Here is a 14,835-nt window from a genome sequence, read left to right on the forward strand (position 1 = left end):
GCCAAGGGCTTCTCTCCTGCTACATAACTGGAATGTGACTACATGGAGCCCAGTATTCCTTCGATTTCGTTCATCTGCCCAGCCGTTAAAGGTCCAAAAGCAACGGCTCCTATTAGTTCTTCCGCTTGCCTTCTCGTTTTGAAACCCGGTATCGGAATCGCCGCACGGCTTCTTCCCCAAATCCATGCTAACGCTCCTTGCACTAAAGTACGGTCTTCACTCGTTAAAATCTCCCGCACCGCTTCAAGTTTAGCGAGGAACGACGGTACGGCTTTCCCCTCCTTGAAATAGGCGACCCAGTCGTGACCGCTTCCTCGCACATCTTGATCACTGAATCGGGTGTCCTGATTAAATTTCCCGCTTAACAGCCCCATTGCCAAGGGCGTATTATTGATGCTCGCCAAACCATGACGTTCGCAAAGGGCAAGCATCTCCTTATCGTCACTGAGAACATTCAGCACGTGCTGAATGGCTGCCGCTTCGGATCGCTCTGCAAATAACTCGGCATTGGCCGTATCCCAGGTACTCCAGCCATATGTACGGATCAGCCCTTCTTGACGAAGACCGTTTAAGGCATCTATCACCGTTTCCACCTCATCCAGTCGTAATCCGCCTACATGAATCTGATAGAGATCGATATAATCCGTATCGAGTCGCTGAAGAGACCGCTCACAAGCGTAGCGGATATAATCCGGCGTAACATTATAACGCGTAAAAACTTCCTTCGTTGTTTCATCATAGGTATATCCGAATTTGGTGGCTATCACGGCTTCGTGCCGCTTTCCTTTTAATGCGCGGCCAAGCACCCGTTCGCTATGCCCGGTACCATAAACGTCTGCCGTATCAAAAAAGTTAACGCCCCTCTCCAGGGCCGCATGAATCCCTGCAACGGATTCACGTTCGTCCATCTCACCCCATCCGTCGGACAAGCCGTCCAACGTAAAATTCCCGCCCATTGCCCAGCAGCCTAAGCCGAGCGGGCTTACCGGGATTTGCGATCTGCCTAACGTTCTATCCATGATAGTTCCTCCCTTTTCGAATTGGTTCGCCTTCATTATAATTAGGAAAATGGTTTGTGATGAGATCCAATGATGGTGAATTTGGAGGAACCAATTAAAGGAGGGATACGGTGTACGGCATTTATATCGACCGTGAATCGAAACGATCCGTTACCCATCAGGTATGCCAGCAGCTGCGAAGGCTGATCGAATCGGGACAGCTGGCAGCGGGAGCACGGCTGCTTCCGACCCGGGTTCTGGCCAAAGAGTGGGGCATTGCGCGCAATGTAGTCATCGAGGTATATGAGCAGCTGACGGCTGAGGGATATTTGGAAGGGCGCGTAGGATCAGGCACCTATGTAGCGGGCGGGATAATACCTTCTCCCCGTCCACGAAACGAGCCATCTGTCGGCGAGCAGCCGATCCATAAAGTTACATCGACTGAACATTCGCACATGATCGATTTTGCCGCCGGCATTCCCGATCAGAAGATGTTTCCAAGGCACATCTGGGCCAAGTACTTGAAACAAGCCGCTGAGGACTCCGTGAATGCAAACCATGGTTACGGTCACATCAAAGGTGATAAGATGCTGCGCTCTGCCATTTGCGACTATGTATTCCGGTCCAAGGGCATCCAATGCTCATCCGATCAAATCGTGATCGTGTCCGGCGCTTCCGAAGGGTTGCTCCTCCTTGCCAAATCGTTAGCTTCCAGGTTTCATTCCATCTATATCGAAGACCCCACGATCGATATTACCCGCGATATTTTTCAGATGATGAACTATCGGCTTGTGCCGGTTGAGGTGGATCACAGCGGCATGCGCATCGACGCCATGACGAGTTTCGCACCAGGTCATCTGGTTTTATTAACGCCGTCACATCAGTTTCCTTCCGGCAGCGTACTATCCATACAGCGCAGACATCAGGCCATCCGGATGCTGGAGGAAGCCGACTCCTTCGTGATCGAAGATGATTATGACAGCGAATTCCGGCTTCGAGGAATCCCGGTACCTCCTCTGCAGACGCTCTCGCCTTCGAGAGTCATTCACGTGGGAACATTCAGTAAAACCTTAACGCCGAGCCTCCGGATCGGATTCATGATCGTCCCGCCTGATCTAACCGATGCCATAACCGAGATGAAAGATAAACTGAATATACATACCCCAACCGTCATTCAACAAGCGCTAAGCCAATTCATTCTGGACGGCCATCTGGAACGGCATATCCATAAGATGAAAAAAGTGTACAAGAAACGCCGCAATGTATTAACGGAGCGGCTCCATCACTTGTTCGGGCAGGATATTTCCATTGTCGGCGATGATGCGGGGATGCATCTTCAGGTGATATTCGGTCGTCAAGCTTACGCTCTCCTCCCATGGAACGATACGGTCTCATACGGGTTTCGCGTCGAGCCTGCTTCTAATTACAGAATCTCGCCATCGCGTCCTCCGGGTTCGACAGGGATCGTATTGGGATATGGAAACCTTTCGACGGAAGAGATCGAAGAAGGCTTAAGCAGGCTTTACGCATTTGCTTCCCATTGCAGGGATTCATCTTGATTTGCGGGCATATCTTCCCTTCTCCAAACAACAATGGCTCGGTTCGCTTTACGGCGAACCGAGCCATATCTGTTTCATCCTCAGGATCTTGCCATCATATCCCTTCAATCCGGTCAAAATTACGCAGCGTCCGAAGCGCATTCAGTGTCATAACGCCCTTCCATTCTTCCTTGGCCGACGGCCATACCTCTTCGAATTGGTACCAGCTCCAATTCGGCTCCCAGGCACCATCTTCGCCCTGGTTCTCTATAAGCAAGTCCAGCTCCGCCGGAAGAAGCGCTCGATATTTTGGAAAGTAAGGAGAGTTCGGCGTGTCCATAATGCTCAGCGGTGTTGCCCCGTATCCCTCCCGGCTGCCGGGGTCCAGGCTAATGCAGTTGTCCATGAAAGCCTCCAAAGCCTCCCTGATCTCGGATGCCTGTTCCTTTGGCAATCGCTCTTTCAAGCGCAAGTAACAAAACAGTTCATGCATTTCTTTTAAATCGCTGGTTCGATTCAGGTAGTCCAGAGCATAACGAACCAAGAAATCCAGCGATTCCAGAGGATACAGCTCCCGTTCATCGATAAAATAAGCGATGATGTCTGCATTGGGATTGCCCCAATGGTCCTTAAAAGCGCCGTATTGCCACCAAATCGCTCTAGGTGACTGCTCCGCATCTTCGGGGATAATGTCCCATCCTGAGCGTTCAGGCACATACGTATGCTCGAGATACTGTAACGCGGATATAACCCGTTCGTTCCGCTCGGGATGATTCGGATGTAACCGAAGAATCTCCAGCGCTCTGGTCGTCGCCAGGGCAGATGACTCCTTGCAGCGAAGGTCAGGCTCAAGACCATGACCGAATCCGCCATCCTCGTTCTGGTAGCTGGAGAGCTCAATCAGCACATCCGTAAACGACCCGTTCTCGAATTCATATCGGAACAAGGCCCGTTCAAGGTTTCTGGCCCGCTGCAGCATATACTGCCTTGCTTGTTCCCATCGTATCTCGTTTAGCTTCATCACTCGGGTTCCATCTCCTCGTAGAAAGTGATTCGATTGCCGAACGGATCCGTTACACGTACCTCTTTGCTGTTCCATGGGGCGATCTCGATTCCGGGTCTCTGATACGGATAGTTCTGGTTTGACAGCTGTTCGTGAAAAGCTTCAATTCCTGCGATCTCCACGCGAATGGCTGCTCCAGGGGAGCAGTCACCGTAATGCTCCGTTAAATGGATCAATAACGAACCTTTGGATATTTGCATGTAAAGCGGCGCCGAATCGTCAAACCGGTGCTCCCAGTCCAAGGTGAAACCAAGATACTGCATGTAGAATTCCCTTGCCTTCGTTTCGTCGAACACCCTGAATAAAGGTATGATTTTGCTCATGCCAGCCCCTCCCGCACCTCATCATTCCTATACATTATGTATGTGCTGCTGTTGACTTATTATAGATCGTATCACAAATCAATCACGTCTCAGCTCGTCCCTATCTTATATAAACTAAACCCGAGCAAACCAATGATCCTTCGCCGGGTCAAGGATCCATTCTATTCATTCCTTGTCACTTTGGTTAGTTTCTTGGCCTTCTCGCGTTTCACGCGGCTCCAAACCAGCAGAACGAGAAACGAACCTGCCAGACAGAGAAAGATGACTTTCAAATAATGCTCCACCACATTCAGAATGTACTGCCACTGCTCCCCGAATATAAAACCTATGCTGAAGAAGGCCAATACCCATGCAGCCACTCCCGTGTATCCGTATATCCAAACCGTCCGGTAGGGAACCCGAATCATGCCGATGAAATACCCGATAAACTGCCTGACTCCGGGAATGAAAAAACAGACGATGAGCAGCTTGTTCCCATACTTGCTGTAATACGCCTGTGTTTTCTCCACAAGGGACGGCTTGATGAACAGCCATTTTCCATAGCGTTCAATCAGCGGCATCCCTAACCGGTAGCCGAGGATATAGGTAATGGTCAGCCCCATGGCCGCTCCTATAAAAGCAGATCCCATGGCCGGAACCATGTCGATGACCCCCTTATAGGTCAGGAACCCGGTATAAGTCAGGGTAGTGTTTCCTGGAGGAATTGGAAGAGCAATAAAATCAAGAGGGAGCCCAATCAATAACACCAGATAACCATATTGTTCAAACAACCGCTCAACCAATTCAAACAAATTCATGGGAAAACTCCTTCGTCTTACCGATAACTGTCATGGTAGTGGTGCAGGGCTTCATTCACATAAACTTCCCTGTTCAGCACCTCGTAGGGCACCGGGTTCTTTTCTTCGGCCCATTCTCGCGAAGGGCGGTAACGCCGTTGAATCTCTATCAATCGGGTCAGAACCGATAGCGCCGAATCTTTGTGCGTGTTAATGGCCGCTTTTCGCTTCATCTCTTGCAGCAAGGACGAATCCGTCATTAGCGTCATGAATTGATGCTGCAGTTCTCCCGCCATAGCTTGACGCGCCACGCCAATGCCAACCAGGTAGTCGGCATTATCCTGCTCTTGGCCAGGCAAGGGTTTAACCAACAGCATGGGACGTTCCATCGTTAATGCTTCGGAAATCGTGAGACCTCCCGGCTTCGTCACCATCAAGTCGGCCATCGCCATCAATTCATGCATACGATCCACATAACCCATGACGGTGATTTGCGGATGCTCCGCAAACTCTTCCAGCAGCGATTGATATAATTTCATATTGCGTCCGCACACGACCATAAACCGAACATCCTGCGGGTATGCCCTGGATTTCAAGAGCTCGATAATTTCTTTATCGATCATCCCTTCTCCGCCGCCCATGATCAGCACGACCTGCTCGGATGGTTTCAAGCCATAATAATCGCGCAGCCGTTCCTCATCCACCGGTTGACTGTAGAGCGGGTTGACGGGTATTCCGGTCACCGAGATTTTTTCGCTCGGCACGCCTTTGCGCTCCAATGCAACCTGGACCACATCGGAACCCACCATGTAATAATCCGTATGCGAATGGATCCAATAACTGTGATCCGTATGATCCGTCATGACGGTGGCCGTGGGCACGTCCGTGTAACCCATTGCTTTCAACAGCGACATGCCTGCCGCTGCCGGCGGAAACGTACTGACTACGATAGCCGGCTTTTCGATCTCCAGCATTGCGCTCAGTTTTTGAAGACTGAAGGTACTGAAGCGTTTCAGCATCTGAATGAGCGTGTTTTCCTCGCGCGTTTTTTGGAACAAATAACCGTAAACGGATGGAAAATGCTTCATCCACTGCACAAAGAAAAACTGTCCGGCCACATGCAGCCGCGGATGGGTTAACTCCATGTAATCAATGACTTTAACGCGCAGATGAGGGTATTTTCTTTTTGCTGATTCCACAATGGCCTTTGATGCCTGGTTATGACCCTCTCCCAGACTTCCGGTTAATATGATGATTTTTTGCTCATATATGGATCTCATTGATATTACTCCTTATCTAACGTTATGTGTTTCCCAAGACATGCATCAGGTAAACGACCAGCCATCCCGATCCGAATCCGATCAGGCTTCCCGCCAGACAATCGGTCGGGTAATGATATCCCCAATAGATACGGGATAGACCGACCAGCGCAGCCAGCATGATCAGCAGTATCGTCGGCAGCGGCGAAACCAGAAACAGCAGCGGGGTAATGACTGCAAAAATCGCCGTCGTATGACCGGAAGGGAAGGAGTAATCCTTCAGCGGGAAATTTCCGATCTTTACCTGCTCCAAAACCCGGAAGGGACGATCTCTTCTGACGATTCTCTTGATGAGGACCACGATCAGATGGCTAACGGTTAACGCAATGGCACTCTGATATGCCGTGATATCCCAAGCTTCGAATGCTGCCCAGGCGATAAGCAACGCGCTCAGAATGGTGAAGGTGGCTCCGCCGAGATGGGTGATGCCGCCGAACAACCGGTCAAAGGCTCGGTTGCTGATCGTCTGGTTGCACCAGACGAATACCCGGTGATCAAAACTTTGCAGTCGCTTTATCATTCATTCTTCACCTGCCGTTACGTCAATTGAATCTTTTGGCCCCTTCACGACGGGGACCTCCGAACGTTTATTCCTGCGCTTCTTGATAAGCCGCACCGTCAGCCAAATGCCCCCGATCAGAGCGCCTACGGATAACAAAATAATCGTAAGCACGCTGTCCACCATATTCTCGGCAGCACGGCCATATACGTAGAACAGCACACCCACCGTGTAGAACTTCACGGCGCGTCCGAGCGCTGCATAGCTGATAAGCTTCCATAAAGGATAGTTCATGCAGCCGGATAGAATGGTGAATATTTTGAAGGGAATCGGCGTAAACGCACCGACCAGGATAGCGGCTTCGCCATGCTTGGTGAACAAAGCGGTGGCGGAATCATACCATTTTTTCTTCATGATCTTGGTTAACACCAAATGACCTGAAGCCTTGCCGATTCCATATCCGATGGGCGTTCCGATCAAGCACCCGACAAACCCGATCGTGGCGAGCCAGATCGCACGGTCCGGACTCAAGGCACTTAAGGACAACTGCGAGAACAGTGCCGGAATCGGAAAAATGATCGCGTCGATCATGGCATGAATGAATAATCCGATATCGCCTAAATTACGTAAAAAATCCATCAAGCCTAATCTCCTCTGCTTGGCTGACCCTTGGACAGCCCGTGTATCGTGCGATATCGTTGCTTACATTCGAATTTGAAATCATCGGTTCACATTCCTCTCCCGTATCATGTTAATGCAAGGATATCACGAATGGAGGAGGATGCCTTCCGTCTTCAGACGATAATGAACCTAGACTTAGGTCTAGATCCTAATAGTAGATATAATAGAGTAGATATAGTATAAACGAGTTTTATGATCAATAAGTTGGGTTTATAACCGTTTGAACCAAAAACAAAAAAACAGCTCAGCCGCAATATGCGGCCAAACTGCCAGGATCCAAGACCAAGTCCTATTCAAATTGGCAAATCCTCAGAACGTCCCCGATGGAATCCACGACATGATCGGCTTGCGACAAATCCTGATTTCCCGAATTCGGGTTCACGAAGCCGATGCATGTCATGCCGGCCGCCTTCGCTGCAGCAACGCCATGCCGGGCATCCTCCAGCACCATGCAGTGCTCGGGCTCCACGCCTAACAATTCAGCCGCTTTGAGGTACACATCCGGCGCCGGTTTTCCTTTTTCCACTTCTTCACCGCTCACGACGCATTCGAATTGATCCAGGAGATCGAACTTGCGCAAGACGGCCGTAATAAATACGGGAGGCGAGGATGATGCAATCGCAGCAGGGATACGACGTGCTTTAAGTTCAGCCAGAAGCTCCCGAATGCCGGCAATCGGCTCCATTTCCCGAGAGGTGAGCATCTCGATTTTATTGGACAATTGGTATTCGATAATCTCCGATACGGATTGCGCAAGCCGATGCTCATGTTTAATGGCTGCCCACATCTCCGGATTGGTCATGCCTACATACTTCTCCAATTGTTCATGGGTTATCGAGGATCCGTAGTAGTTCATCACCTGGATATCCACTTCAAAGTGCAGCGGTTCGCTGTCAATAATGACCCCGTCCATGTCAAAAATAAATGCCTGTATCATGTTCATGCTCCTTTGCTGAATGTTCTGTTAGTTAACCCCAGATGAGATCGAGCACCGTTCCCAGCACTCCGGATTGATGTCCGCGGAGGACATCGGGATTGAATACCTCGACGAAACCGCACCGCGTACAGGATACGAAGAGATAATGATGATAGTCGATATCGAATATTTTGCTTATGCCCGTACCGCTCATGCTGACTTCCTGCGAGCTGCATTCACGGTGACCGCAGCGGCGGCAGTGGAACTTGCTGGCCATTAATTCCTCAATGCTTAGGTAATCCATTTCGGCTGCTGTATTATACTGGCCGGTAGTCTGTTCATTCGTCTCTGTGCTCAGATGCTCCGGCAATACCTCATGCTTGCATTCCGGACATGTACTATCAATCAACGTTACCTCCTGTGCGCACCACGGACACTGAACCACTTCTGCACCTTCCTCCCTTTTTACACGGAACCTATGGGAAAACCCTCAGCATAATAGTAAACGTCTAGAAAGGATCATGGTGCTCCATCTTCATCGATCTTGCCAAATCACGGTCATTCGGATGAAATGATGTCGTGGAGTTCCTCCAATGTATGTATTTCATACTTGGGGTGAATGGACGTCGGGTTAGCCTTGCGCTGCGGGTTATACCAGCAGGTATCTATCCCGTAACGGATGCCTCCTTGTATATCGGAAGTTAACGAATCGCCAACAATGAGCACCTCGCTTTTATCGGGGTGGTTTAACTTATTAAAGGCGTAATCGAATATTCCTTCGTGCGGCTTTTGAGATCCTGCATCCTCCGAAACCACGATACATTCAAAGGAATCGCACAGCGCCGATCGGCTGATACGATTAAACTGCACTTCCTTGATTCCGTTCGTGATGATGGCCATGCGTTGGCCGCGCTCGGACAGTTGACTGCACAGCTTCTCTGCCCCTTCCATGAGAAAGGAGCCCTGTCCTAAATACTTTATGTAGATATTGCTAAAGGCTTCAGCGTCCAAAGCGCAATTGATACTATGTTCCTCCAGGAGTCTTTCGAACCGGGCCGTACGCAATTCGCCCTGCGTCACGATCCCCTGCTCGAAATCGTTCCACAACTGCTGGTTAATGCGCCTGTAACTGTCTACGATCGCATTCGTGCATTCCTGATGGATCTCGCCAAAAACGCCGGCTAACGCAAACGCCTCCGATTGGGCATAGTCGTATAGCGTATCGTCCGCATCAAATAAAATAACGTTGTATCGCAAGGCTGGGCCTCCTCTCTTGCTGCTTAACTTCAACCATTACCCTTTCGCTACCCAGCATAACATTTTATTCATCCGGATTCATCGAACCATTGTCGGATGTCGAAGTTAATCTGGATTGTCGGTTCAATTCCTGGATCCTCTGCCTTTGTTGATGATCTAGTCGGTCTCTGTTACTCTTCACCAACTCCGTCAGACGCATGAAAATTAACAATAATATCGTAATGATTACGCCTGCTGAGAACACCATCATTGCCCATTCGTCCACGCCTAACAGCGTGATCAAAAGCAATTCCGTCACAATGAAGATCCCCGCTCCAAGGGCAAGCTGTTTCATTGGGCCTCCCTATTACTCATCGCATAATTTATAGTGATGATACCGCTCCTGCTCAAGTTCGATCTCGCCGATATAGGCAAATCCGCACTTTTGGATTACTTTATTGGAAGCATGATGATGAACGACGGCGATTGCGTTGAGTTCTCGCTCCCTTGTATTCCGGAACAAATAACGGATTAACGCCCGCACGGCTTGGGTGGCATATCCCTTATTGTAATACCGATTGGAGATTCCGTACATGATCTCTCGGTTAGGCGGGGGCAGCTCTTCCTTAGGACCGGTATTGCACCAGCCGATGCATTCCCCTGTTTCTTTCAAGACGATGGCTAACCGCAGACGCAGCTGCCCCACATCCCCGCCGTCTTGAACGGCATGCAGGAACCGCCGATTCTCCGGCATTTCATAGTCGGTTAACCATTCTCGCCGCTGTTCCCTTGATACATCCCAGCCAGGCAGGTACTGTCTGATCTCCGGTTCGTGCGTGATCTTGCAGATCGCATCCAGATCTTCCAACAAATATTCCCGAAGGAAGATGTCCTCACATTCAATCGTAAAGGGCTTACTCTGGATTTCGATAGTTGTCTTGCTGTTCAATATAACCCCTGCTTTCATTCGCTCAATGATTCCTGGTCATGATCCATGTTATCAACTGATCGGGCCGTGTAAAAATATTGTCGGGTTCCACCGCAAATTGTGCATTCTGAACGGTATCAAACCAATGCGCCCCGATGGTTAATACCTGAGCTGATTTGCCAGCCGCAATGTCGGCATCGCTGTCCCCGACAAAAACCACGTCCGATGTCCTCAGACCCAACAGCTGAACGGCTTTGAATATCCCTTCCGGGTCGGGTTTGGAACGTTCAACCTCGTCTCCCGTAATGGTAGCGGCAAAATACCCGTCCAGTTTCAGGTTTCTTAAACATATATCCAGGCATCTTCTGCTCTTGCCCGTGATAATAACCATGGGTATACGTAAATCCGACAGCTTCACAATTAGATCCTGTACGGCTTCCGATACCTGCACATGCTCTGGAAAATCCTGCTCAAAAACTTCGTAATAATATTCTACGGCTTCATCAACATGGGCCGGATTCGAAAGATGATTGGCAATGATCTCTTCCTCCGTTGGCCCAAACGTCTGAACGATTTCGGCATCGGTCAACCGCTTGCCTTCGTATTTCAAGAAGACCGCCCGGAATGCTTTAAACGAAAGCGGCAGCGTATCTGCTAAAGTACCATCGAAATCAAACAGCACCGCCTGTATGGTGTTCATTCTAATGCTCCCCTTTCACCTCAGAATCCGACTGAACAACACGACTTGCTCAGACCAAATCCAGCCTCATCTGAATGGTAATCATTTTTCGATCGTCATCTAACGCCGTGATGCGGACATCGAACGGCTCGAACCCCAACTTATGATAAAAAACAAGCCCTCTGGAATTGGTATTATGACAGCTTAGATAAAAACGTTCCATTTCGTATTTTTCTTTGGCGATGTCCATCATGGTACGCAACAGCTTCTGCGCTGCACCGAGTCCACGGTGCGACGGTGCAACAACGACATTGCCAAGCCACAACGATCCATCCGCATCTTCATAAAAATTCGCGTAGGCGACGACCTGCCCGGTGGATTCTTCAACGATAACCGTGGGATCAAAGCGGTTCTCAAGCAAACTCAGGATTTGATCCGGCGTCAAAGGGAATTCCGATCTCGGGCTCATGTAAAACAGTTCTTCCCGCGTTTGAGGAAAACTGCAAATCGCTTGCAAATCCTCGTCCCTCAGCGGCCTATGCGCATACATATCTTGAGGTCCTCCTTACTAAGCTATTCGGGCAATATACATGCCTCTTCCGATCAAGCCTTGCGTATCGTGTTCCACATCCAGTCCCGCTTCCCGAAATGCCCCGATCATCTCTTCCACGGTAAACAGACCCATACGATGCTCCTCCGTGTAATGCTCGATTCCAACCTCGCTGCCAAACAAATACGAAAAATTCATGATCGAAACATTACCTGCGCGATCCGAATGGGACATTCTGCTCATGTGGATCCCATGGCGCTCGGTCGTGATCGTGTCCACTCTTCCGGTTGTCCAAACGTCCGGCGTAAGCCATGGCTCAACCAGAATAACACCATCCTCGTTCAGATGTTCCCTAAACTGCACAAGGGTTAGAACCAACAGCTCCGGCGTCTTCACATACCCGATGGAGCTGAACAGACACATAATCACGTCATACTTCCGGCCGAGTCGAAAACGGGTCATATCAGCCACCGAATAATCCCCCTTGGGATTCTTCGACTTCGCTATAGCTACGAATTCGGGGTTCAAATCGATTCCATCGATTGCATAGTGCTGCTTCAAGAAAACAGCGTGTTCCGCCGTTCCGCAGGCTACATCCAGAATGGTATGGTAATCCTTGCTTTGTCTTTCGATATATTCCCGGACCTGCCGCGCCTCCTGCTCATAGTCCTTGAAGCTGTAGATCACGTCATAATACTTCGAAGATAAGTCGAACATGATTTCACCAACTTTCTGTATCCTTCATGAGTACGTTAGAAAAAGGGAAAACGCGATTTATGACTGCGAACAGCTCATTTGACTAAAAAGACCCAACTTAGACAGCTTCATCTAGGGCCGGGTCCTCTGTGGCAGGCATCTTCCATGATTATACAACTGTTCATTCGATTGGGTAACCCCTGGATCCGTTAAGCTCAGATTCACGGTACAAACGCTACGGATGCTGCCTTTATCCTTCGATACGCTTATGTCTATACCAATAGGAATAGATCTCCCTGTACTGAATACGATCGTACAACCGGTTAGCAGCAACATTGTTCTGGACCACTTGTATATAGCTGCTTGCGGCTCCATTCTTCTTGGCCCAATGCAGAATATGTAAGAGTAACTGCTTTCCGAACCCGCGATTTCGGCATGCCGGAGCTGTGGCGAGATCAAATATGCCGACGACGCCTTGCTCTATTGCCCCGATCCCGCATGCCACAGGTTCACCAAGATCATATAGGATGAAGAATCCGTATTGAATCACGGAATAGTTGAACAGCTTTCTTTTTACAGCCTTATACTTCTCGGATATTCCAGTTATCTCGGTCAGCACGCTCAGCCATTCATCCGTCAGCCGTTCTTCGATCTTAACCTCCTTATGCGTTGGAGGCTCCAGATGATCCAGATGATCCATCACCCTCAGACTGGTAGGATCAAGTATGGAATAACCCCTGGAATCCAACATACGGTCCAGCCCCTGCGGATTGAACGGGGTGATTTTAAATACGACGTCAAGCCCAGCCTTAACATATAATCGCTCGCATTCATGAATTTGGGCGTCTAGGTCTATCGAAGGGTTCGTGTATAAGGCATTAATCGAGTTGGATCTCTTCGTATAACCGTCTGCAAAACGTAACAGCCACCCATGGTGCGTCAAGGTTTGAAGCGCCGGCCAAGCGTTTAAGGTAAGTTCTTCGATTCTCTTTAGCACGTATACCACTCCTACCGTATGATAGGAATTAATATACATCTATGTGTATTTTTATGCAAGTTAAATGATCTTCTTCATGTATCCTGCACGCCACTCGATTCTGCTAATTCCTTGGATCTATCGGCGATACTAAACACAATGGGAACGTCCGTCATCCTTCTTCTCCATATCATATGGTCGACTCCGCGCCCCCAGTGATCTTGAAGGACGTAATCGGGTTCACCTAGTTTCTTCTTCCATACTTTCTGAGCACGCGTATATCCGCTATCCAAACAAAATTCCGTTATCCCCTTATTGAGCAGCGTAAGATACATGATATGAAGCATCAGACTGCCGATTCCCTGTTGCTGATAATCAGGATGCACAAATACCGTTCCGATTTCAACCACGTCACGCAGTACTCCATTGGAACTTTTCCGTATCAATGCATTGGACGGGCCAAACTCGATGCTGCTTACAACACTGTTGTCTATAAGTCCGATCAGAAAATACCTCTGCTCTCCGTTCGTTGCAATATCCGCGTTCAAGCACCTCTTTTTGGTCTCAATCTCCTGCTCGACGTCCTCCGATAAATCTGCCAAGCCTTCTTTGGCAAACGTATCGGTAATCACGACTCTGAAAAAATGCTCCATCGCTTTCGTATCACTAGGATTCGGCCGCCTAATCTCTACATGAAACATGAGGAGTCCTCCTCCTATCGTCAATTACAAATAGACTCACCATTTTTGGGTGTGTTCGATAACATGGGCTTTTATTTCATCCTTTTGTTGATCCGTTAGCTGAACGGGTGTCCCGGAATGATATTACGATAGCGAAGGGAAGTTTATGAAGACCAGGGTGTACGATCAAAGTCATAAACGATGGAAGAATATACCCAACGAGGATTCCAGCAGCCAAGAAAAGCAATCGCAAAATGGACCATGGGCCATGGCATTTTTCATACACCTCCGATCATCATTTATGGGTAATTCCTGTACTCGACCATTCGCTTACTCCAAAAATACAAAAACTCAGCCCCTTCGTACATGGAATCTCAGGTCACTCTCTTCCACATGATCTACTCCATACGCTCGTTACGGAGCACCATGTGAAGGTGGTCTTCCCATACACCGTTTATCTTCAGGTATTTGATCGCCAGACCTTCCTCATAGAAGCCCAGTCGTTTCACTACGTTCATCGAGGCTTTGTTTCTCGGCATAATGTTGGCTTCCAAACGGTGCAGCTCCAGCGTATCAAAGCAATAGCCGACCACGGCGCTCAGGGCTTCGGTCATATACCCTTTTCCCGTATGAGATTGTGCCAGCTTATACCCGACATGAGCCGATTGAAAAACACCCCGCACGATATTGCTGATCGCAATCGAGCCGATCATCTCATCGTTTTGATGCAGCCACACTTTAAGCAGGGAACCGTCAGCGATGCTTCGACTTTCCGCTGCCAGAATCTCAGCCTGTTTCTCCAGGGTATAAAACTCCGCTTCCCTGGCAGGCTCCCAAATCTTCCAAAACTCATCGTTCCTGACGATAAAATCCAACACATCCGCTGCCCGTTCCCGATCCACGGTTTTCAACTGCAGACGTGAAGTTTGTAGCGTTATGGACATGCGATGCTCCCCCCTGAACAGCTTTAAACTAAA

The 14,835-nt window shown here is 49.2% G+C and carries 19 protein-coding genes; 1 reads left to right on the plus strand and 18 read right to left on the minus strand.

The features are described from left to right. Positions 1 to 38 precede the first annotated feature (38 nt). Positions 39 to 1,019 carry an aldo/keto reductase gene (locus MHH82_RS18925; protein ID WP_340967365.1) on the minus strand — a complete coding sequence of 327 codons (981 nt, stop codon included), beginning with the start codon at positions 1,017 to 1,019 and terminating at the stop codon, positions 39 to 41. Positions 1,020 to 1,129: 110 nt separating this feature from the next. On the opposite strand from MHH82_RS18925, the gene pdxR reads away from it, so the two are divergent. Further along, the gene (gene pdxR, locus MHH82_RS18930; protein ID WP_145037983.1) at positions 1,130 to 2,557 is read left to right on the plus strand and encodes a MocR-like pyridoxine biosynthesis transcription factor PdxR; all 1,428 of its coding nucleotides are present in this window, start codon (positions 1,130 to 1,132) and stop codon (positions 2,555 to 2,557) included. 94 nt (positions 2,558 to 2,651) lie between these two features. Here pdxR and MHH82_RS18935 read toward each other — a convergent pair whose 3' ends face one another. From MHH82_RS18935 to MHH82_RS19015, 17 genes are all read right to left on the minus strand, one after another. Next, positions 2,652 to 3,557 carry a hypothetical protein gene (locus tag MHH82_RS18935; protein WP_340970040.1) on the minus strand — a complete coding sequence of 302 codons (906 nt, stop codon included), beginning with the start codon at positions 3,555 to 3,557 and terminating at the stop codon, positions 2,652 to 2,654. Then, the gene (locus MHH82_RS18940) at positions 3,557 to 3,922 is read right to left on the minus strand and encodes a glyoxalase superfamily protein (protein ID WP_096774221.1); all 366 of its coding nucleotides are present in this window, start codon (positions 3,920 to 3,922) and stop codon (positions 3,557 to 3,559) included. Before MHH82_RS18940 ends, MHH82_RS18935 begins: the two co-directional genes overlap by 1 nt. A 161-nt stretch (positions 3,923 to 4,083) precedes the next feature. Then, positions 4,084 to 4,719, minus strand: a complete 636-nt coding sequence (locus MHH82_RS18945) for a DedA family protein (protein ID WP_036661097.1) — start codon at positions 4,717 to 4,719, stop codon at positions 4,084 to 4,086. A gap of 17 nt (positions 4,720 to 4,736) precedes the next feature. Further along, entirely contained in the window at positions 4,737 to 5,978 is a 1,242-nt protein-coding gene (locus MHH82_RS18950; RefSeq protein WP_036661101.1) for an MGDG synthase family glycosyltransferase, read from the minus strand. 22 nt (positions 5,979 to 6,000) lie between these two features. Continuing rightward, complete coding sequence (locus MHH82_RS18955; protein WP_015735943.1) at positions 6,001 to 6,537, minus strand: phosphatase PAP2 family protein; 537 nt, start codon at positions 6,535 to 6,537, stop codon at positions 6,001 to 6,003. Then, positions 6,538 to 7,155, minus strand: coding sequence for a YqaA family protein (locus MHH82_RS18960; protein WP_036661104.1), 618 nt, complete (start codon positions 7,153 to 7,155; stop codon positions 6,538 to 6,540). Positions 7,156 to 7,486: 331 nt separating this feature from the next. Then, complete coding sequence (locus MHH82_RS18965) at positions 7,487 to 8,134, minus strand: HAD family hydrolase (RefSeq protein WP_015735945.1); 648 nt, start codon at positions 8,132 to 8,134, stop codon at positions 7,487 to 7,489. A gap of 31 nt (positions 8,135 to 8,165) precedes the next feature. Then, on the minus strand, positions 8,166 to 8,522 hold the full coding sequence (locus MHH82_RS18970; RefSeq protein ID WP_261979313.1) for a zinc ribbon domain-containing protein: 357 nt from the start codon (positions 8,520 to 8,522) through the stop codon (positions 8,166 to 8,168). Positions 8,523 to 8,671: 149 nt separating this feature from the next. Beyond that, positions 8,672 to 9,370, minus strand: a complete 699-nt coding sequence (locus MHH82_RS18975; RefSeq protein WP_340967376.1) for a YjjG family noncanonical pyrimidine nucleotidase — start codon at positions 9,368 to 9,370, stop codon at positions 8,672 to 8,674. 64 nt (positions 9,371 to 9,434) lie between these two features. Next, on the minus strand, positions 9,435 to 9,704 hold the full coding sequence (locus MHH82_RS18980; protein WP_090908551.1) for a hypothetical protein: 270 nt from the start codon (positions 9,702 to 9,704) through the stop codon (positions 9,435 to 9,437). A gap of 12 nt (positions 9,705 to 9,716) precedes the next feature. Then, positions 9,717 to 10,316, minus strand: a complete 600-nt coding sequence (locus tag MHH82_RS18985; RefSeq protein WP_145037975.1) for a GNAT family N-acetyltransferase — start codon at positions 10,314 to 10,316, stop codon at positions 9,717 to 9,719. A 4-nt stretch (positions 10,317 to 10,320) separates the two neighbouring features. After that, positions 10,321 to 10,977 carry an HAD family hydrolase gene (locus MHH82_RS18990; RefSeq protein ID WP_340967381.1) on the minus strand — a complete coding sequence of 219 codons (657 nt, stop codon included), beginning with the start codon at positions 10,975 to 10,977 and terminating at the stop codon, positions 10,321 to 10,323. Between the two features lie 49 nt (positions 10,978 to 11,026). Further along, positions 11,027 to 11,506: a GNAT family N-acetyltransferase gene (locus MHH82_RS18995; RefSeq protein WP_340967382.1), complete on the minus strand. Its 480-nt coding sequence runs from the start codon at positions 11,504 to 11,506 to the stop codon at positions 11,027 to 11,029. Positions 11,507 to 11,524: 18 nt separating this feature from the next. Further along, a complete protein-coding gene (locus MHH82_RS19000) occupies positions 11,525 to 12,223 on the minus strand; it encodes a class I SAM-dependent DNA methyltransferase (RefSeq protein ID WP_340967384.1) in 699 nt (232 codons plus the stop codon). Positions 12,224 to 12,452: 229 nt separating this feature from the next. Continuing rightward, positions 12,453 to 13,199 carry a GNAT family N-acetyltransferase gene (locus tag MHH82_RS19005; protein ID WP_340967386.1) on the minus strand — a complete coding sequence of 249 codons (747 nt, stop codon included), beginning with the start codon at positions 13,197 to 13,199 and terminating at the stop codon, positions 12,453 to 12,455. 74 nt (positions 13,200 to 13,273) lie between these two features. Further along, positions 13,274 to 13,879, minus strand: coding sequence for a GNAT family N-acetyltransferase (locus MHH82_RS19010; RefSeq protein WP_340967388.1), 606 nt, complete (start codon positions 13,877 to 13,879; stop codon positions 13,274 to 13,276). A 377-nt stretch (positions 13,880 to 14,256) separates the two neighbouring features. Next, a complete protein-coding gene (locus tag MHH82_RS19015) occupies positions 14,257 to 14,802 on the minus strand; it encodes a GNAT family N-acetyltransferase (protein ID WP_036661139.1) in 546 nt (181 codons plus the stop codon). Positions 14,803 to 14,835 lie beyond the last annotated feature (33 nt).

The organism is Bacillus sp. FSL K6-6540 (genome assembly GCF_038007545.1).

What these genes read in the sequence shown, in the direction of transcription:
- MHH82_RS18945 (WP_036661097.1), bottom strand. Translation starts at nt 4,719, where the DNA reads ATGAATTTGTTTGAATTGGTTGAGCGGTTGTTTGAACAATATGGTTAT.
- MHH82_RS18995 (WP_340967382.1), bottom strand. Translation starts at nt 11,506, where the DNA reads ATGTATGCGCATAGGCCGCTGAGGGACGAGGATTTGCAAGCGATTTGC.
- MHH82_RS18965 (WP_015735945.1), bottom strand. Translation starts at nt 8,134, where the DNA reads ATGATACAGGCATTTATTTTTGACATGGACGGGGTCATTATTGACAGC.
- MHH82_RS18980 (WP_090908551.1), bottom strand. Translation starts at nt 9,704, where the DNA reads ATGAAACAGCTTGCCCTTGGAGCGGGGATCTTCATTGTGACGGAATTG.
- MHH82_RS18985 (WP_145037975.1), bottom strand. Translation starts at nt 10,316, where the DNA reads ATGAAAGCAGGGGTTATATTGAACAGCAAGACAACTATCGAAATCCAG.
- MHH82_RS18935 (WP_340970040.1), bottom strand. Translation starts at nt 3,557, where the DNA reads ATGAAGCTAAACGAGATACGATGGGAACAAGCAAGGCAGTATATGCTG.
- MHH82_RS18925 (WP_340967365.1), bottom strand. Translation starts at nt 1,019, where the DNA reads ATGGATAGAACGTTAGGCAGATCGCAAATCCCGGTAAGCCCGCTCGGC.
- MHH82_RS18940 (WP_096774221.1), bottom strand. Translation starts at nt 3,922, where the DNA reads ATGAGCAAAATCATACCTTTATTCAGGGTGTTCGACGAAACGAAGGCA.
- MHH82_RS18990 (WP_340967381.1), bottom strand. Translation starts at nt 10,977, where the DNA reads ATGAACACCATACAGGCGGTGCTGTTTGATTTCGATGGTACTTTAGCA.
- MHH82_RS19010 (WP_340967388.1), bottom strand. Translation starts at nt 13,879, where the DNA reads ATGTTTCATGTAGAGATTAGGCGGCCGAATCCTAGTGATACGAAAGCG.
- MHH82_RS18960 (WP_036661104.1), bottom strand. Translation starts at nt 7,155, where the DNA reads ATGGATTTTTTACGTAATTTAGGCGATATCGGATTATTCATTCATGCC.
- MHH82_RS19015 (WP_036661139.1), bottom strand. Translation starts at nt 14,802, where the DNA reads ATGTCCATAACGCTACAAACTTCACGTCTGCAGTTGAAAACCGTGGAT.
- MHH82_RS18955 (WP_015735943.1), bottom strand. Translation starts at nt 6,537, where the DNA reads ATGATAAAGCGACTGCAAAGTTTTGATCACCGGGTATTCGTCTGGTGC.
- MHH82_RS18950 (WP_036661101.1), bottom strand. Translation starts at nt 5,978, where the DNA reads ATGAGATCCATATATGAGCAAAAAATCATCATATTAACCGGAAGTCTG.
- MHH82_RS19000 (WP_340967384.1), bottom strand. Translation starts at nt 12,223, where the DNA reads ATGTTCGACTTATCTTCGAAGTATTATGACGTGATCTACAGCTTCAAG.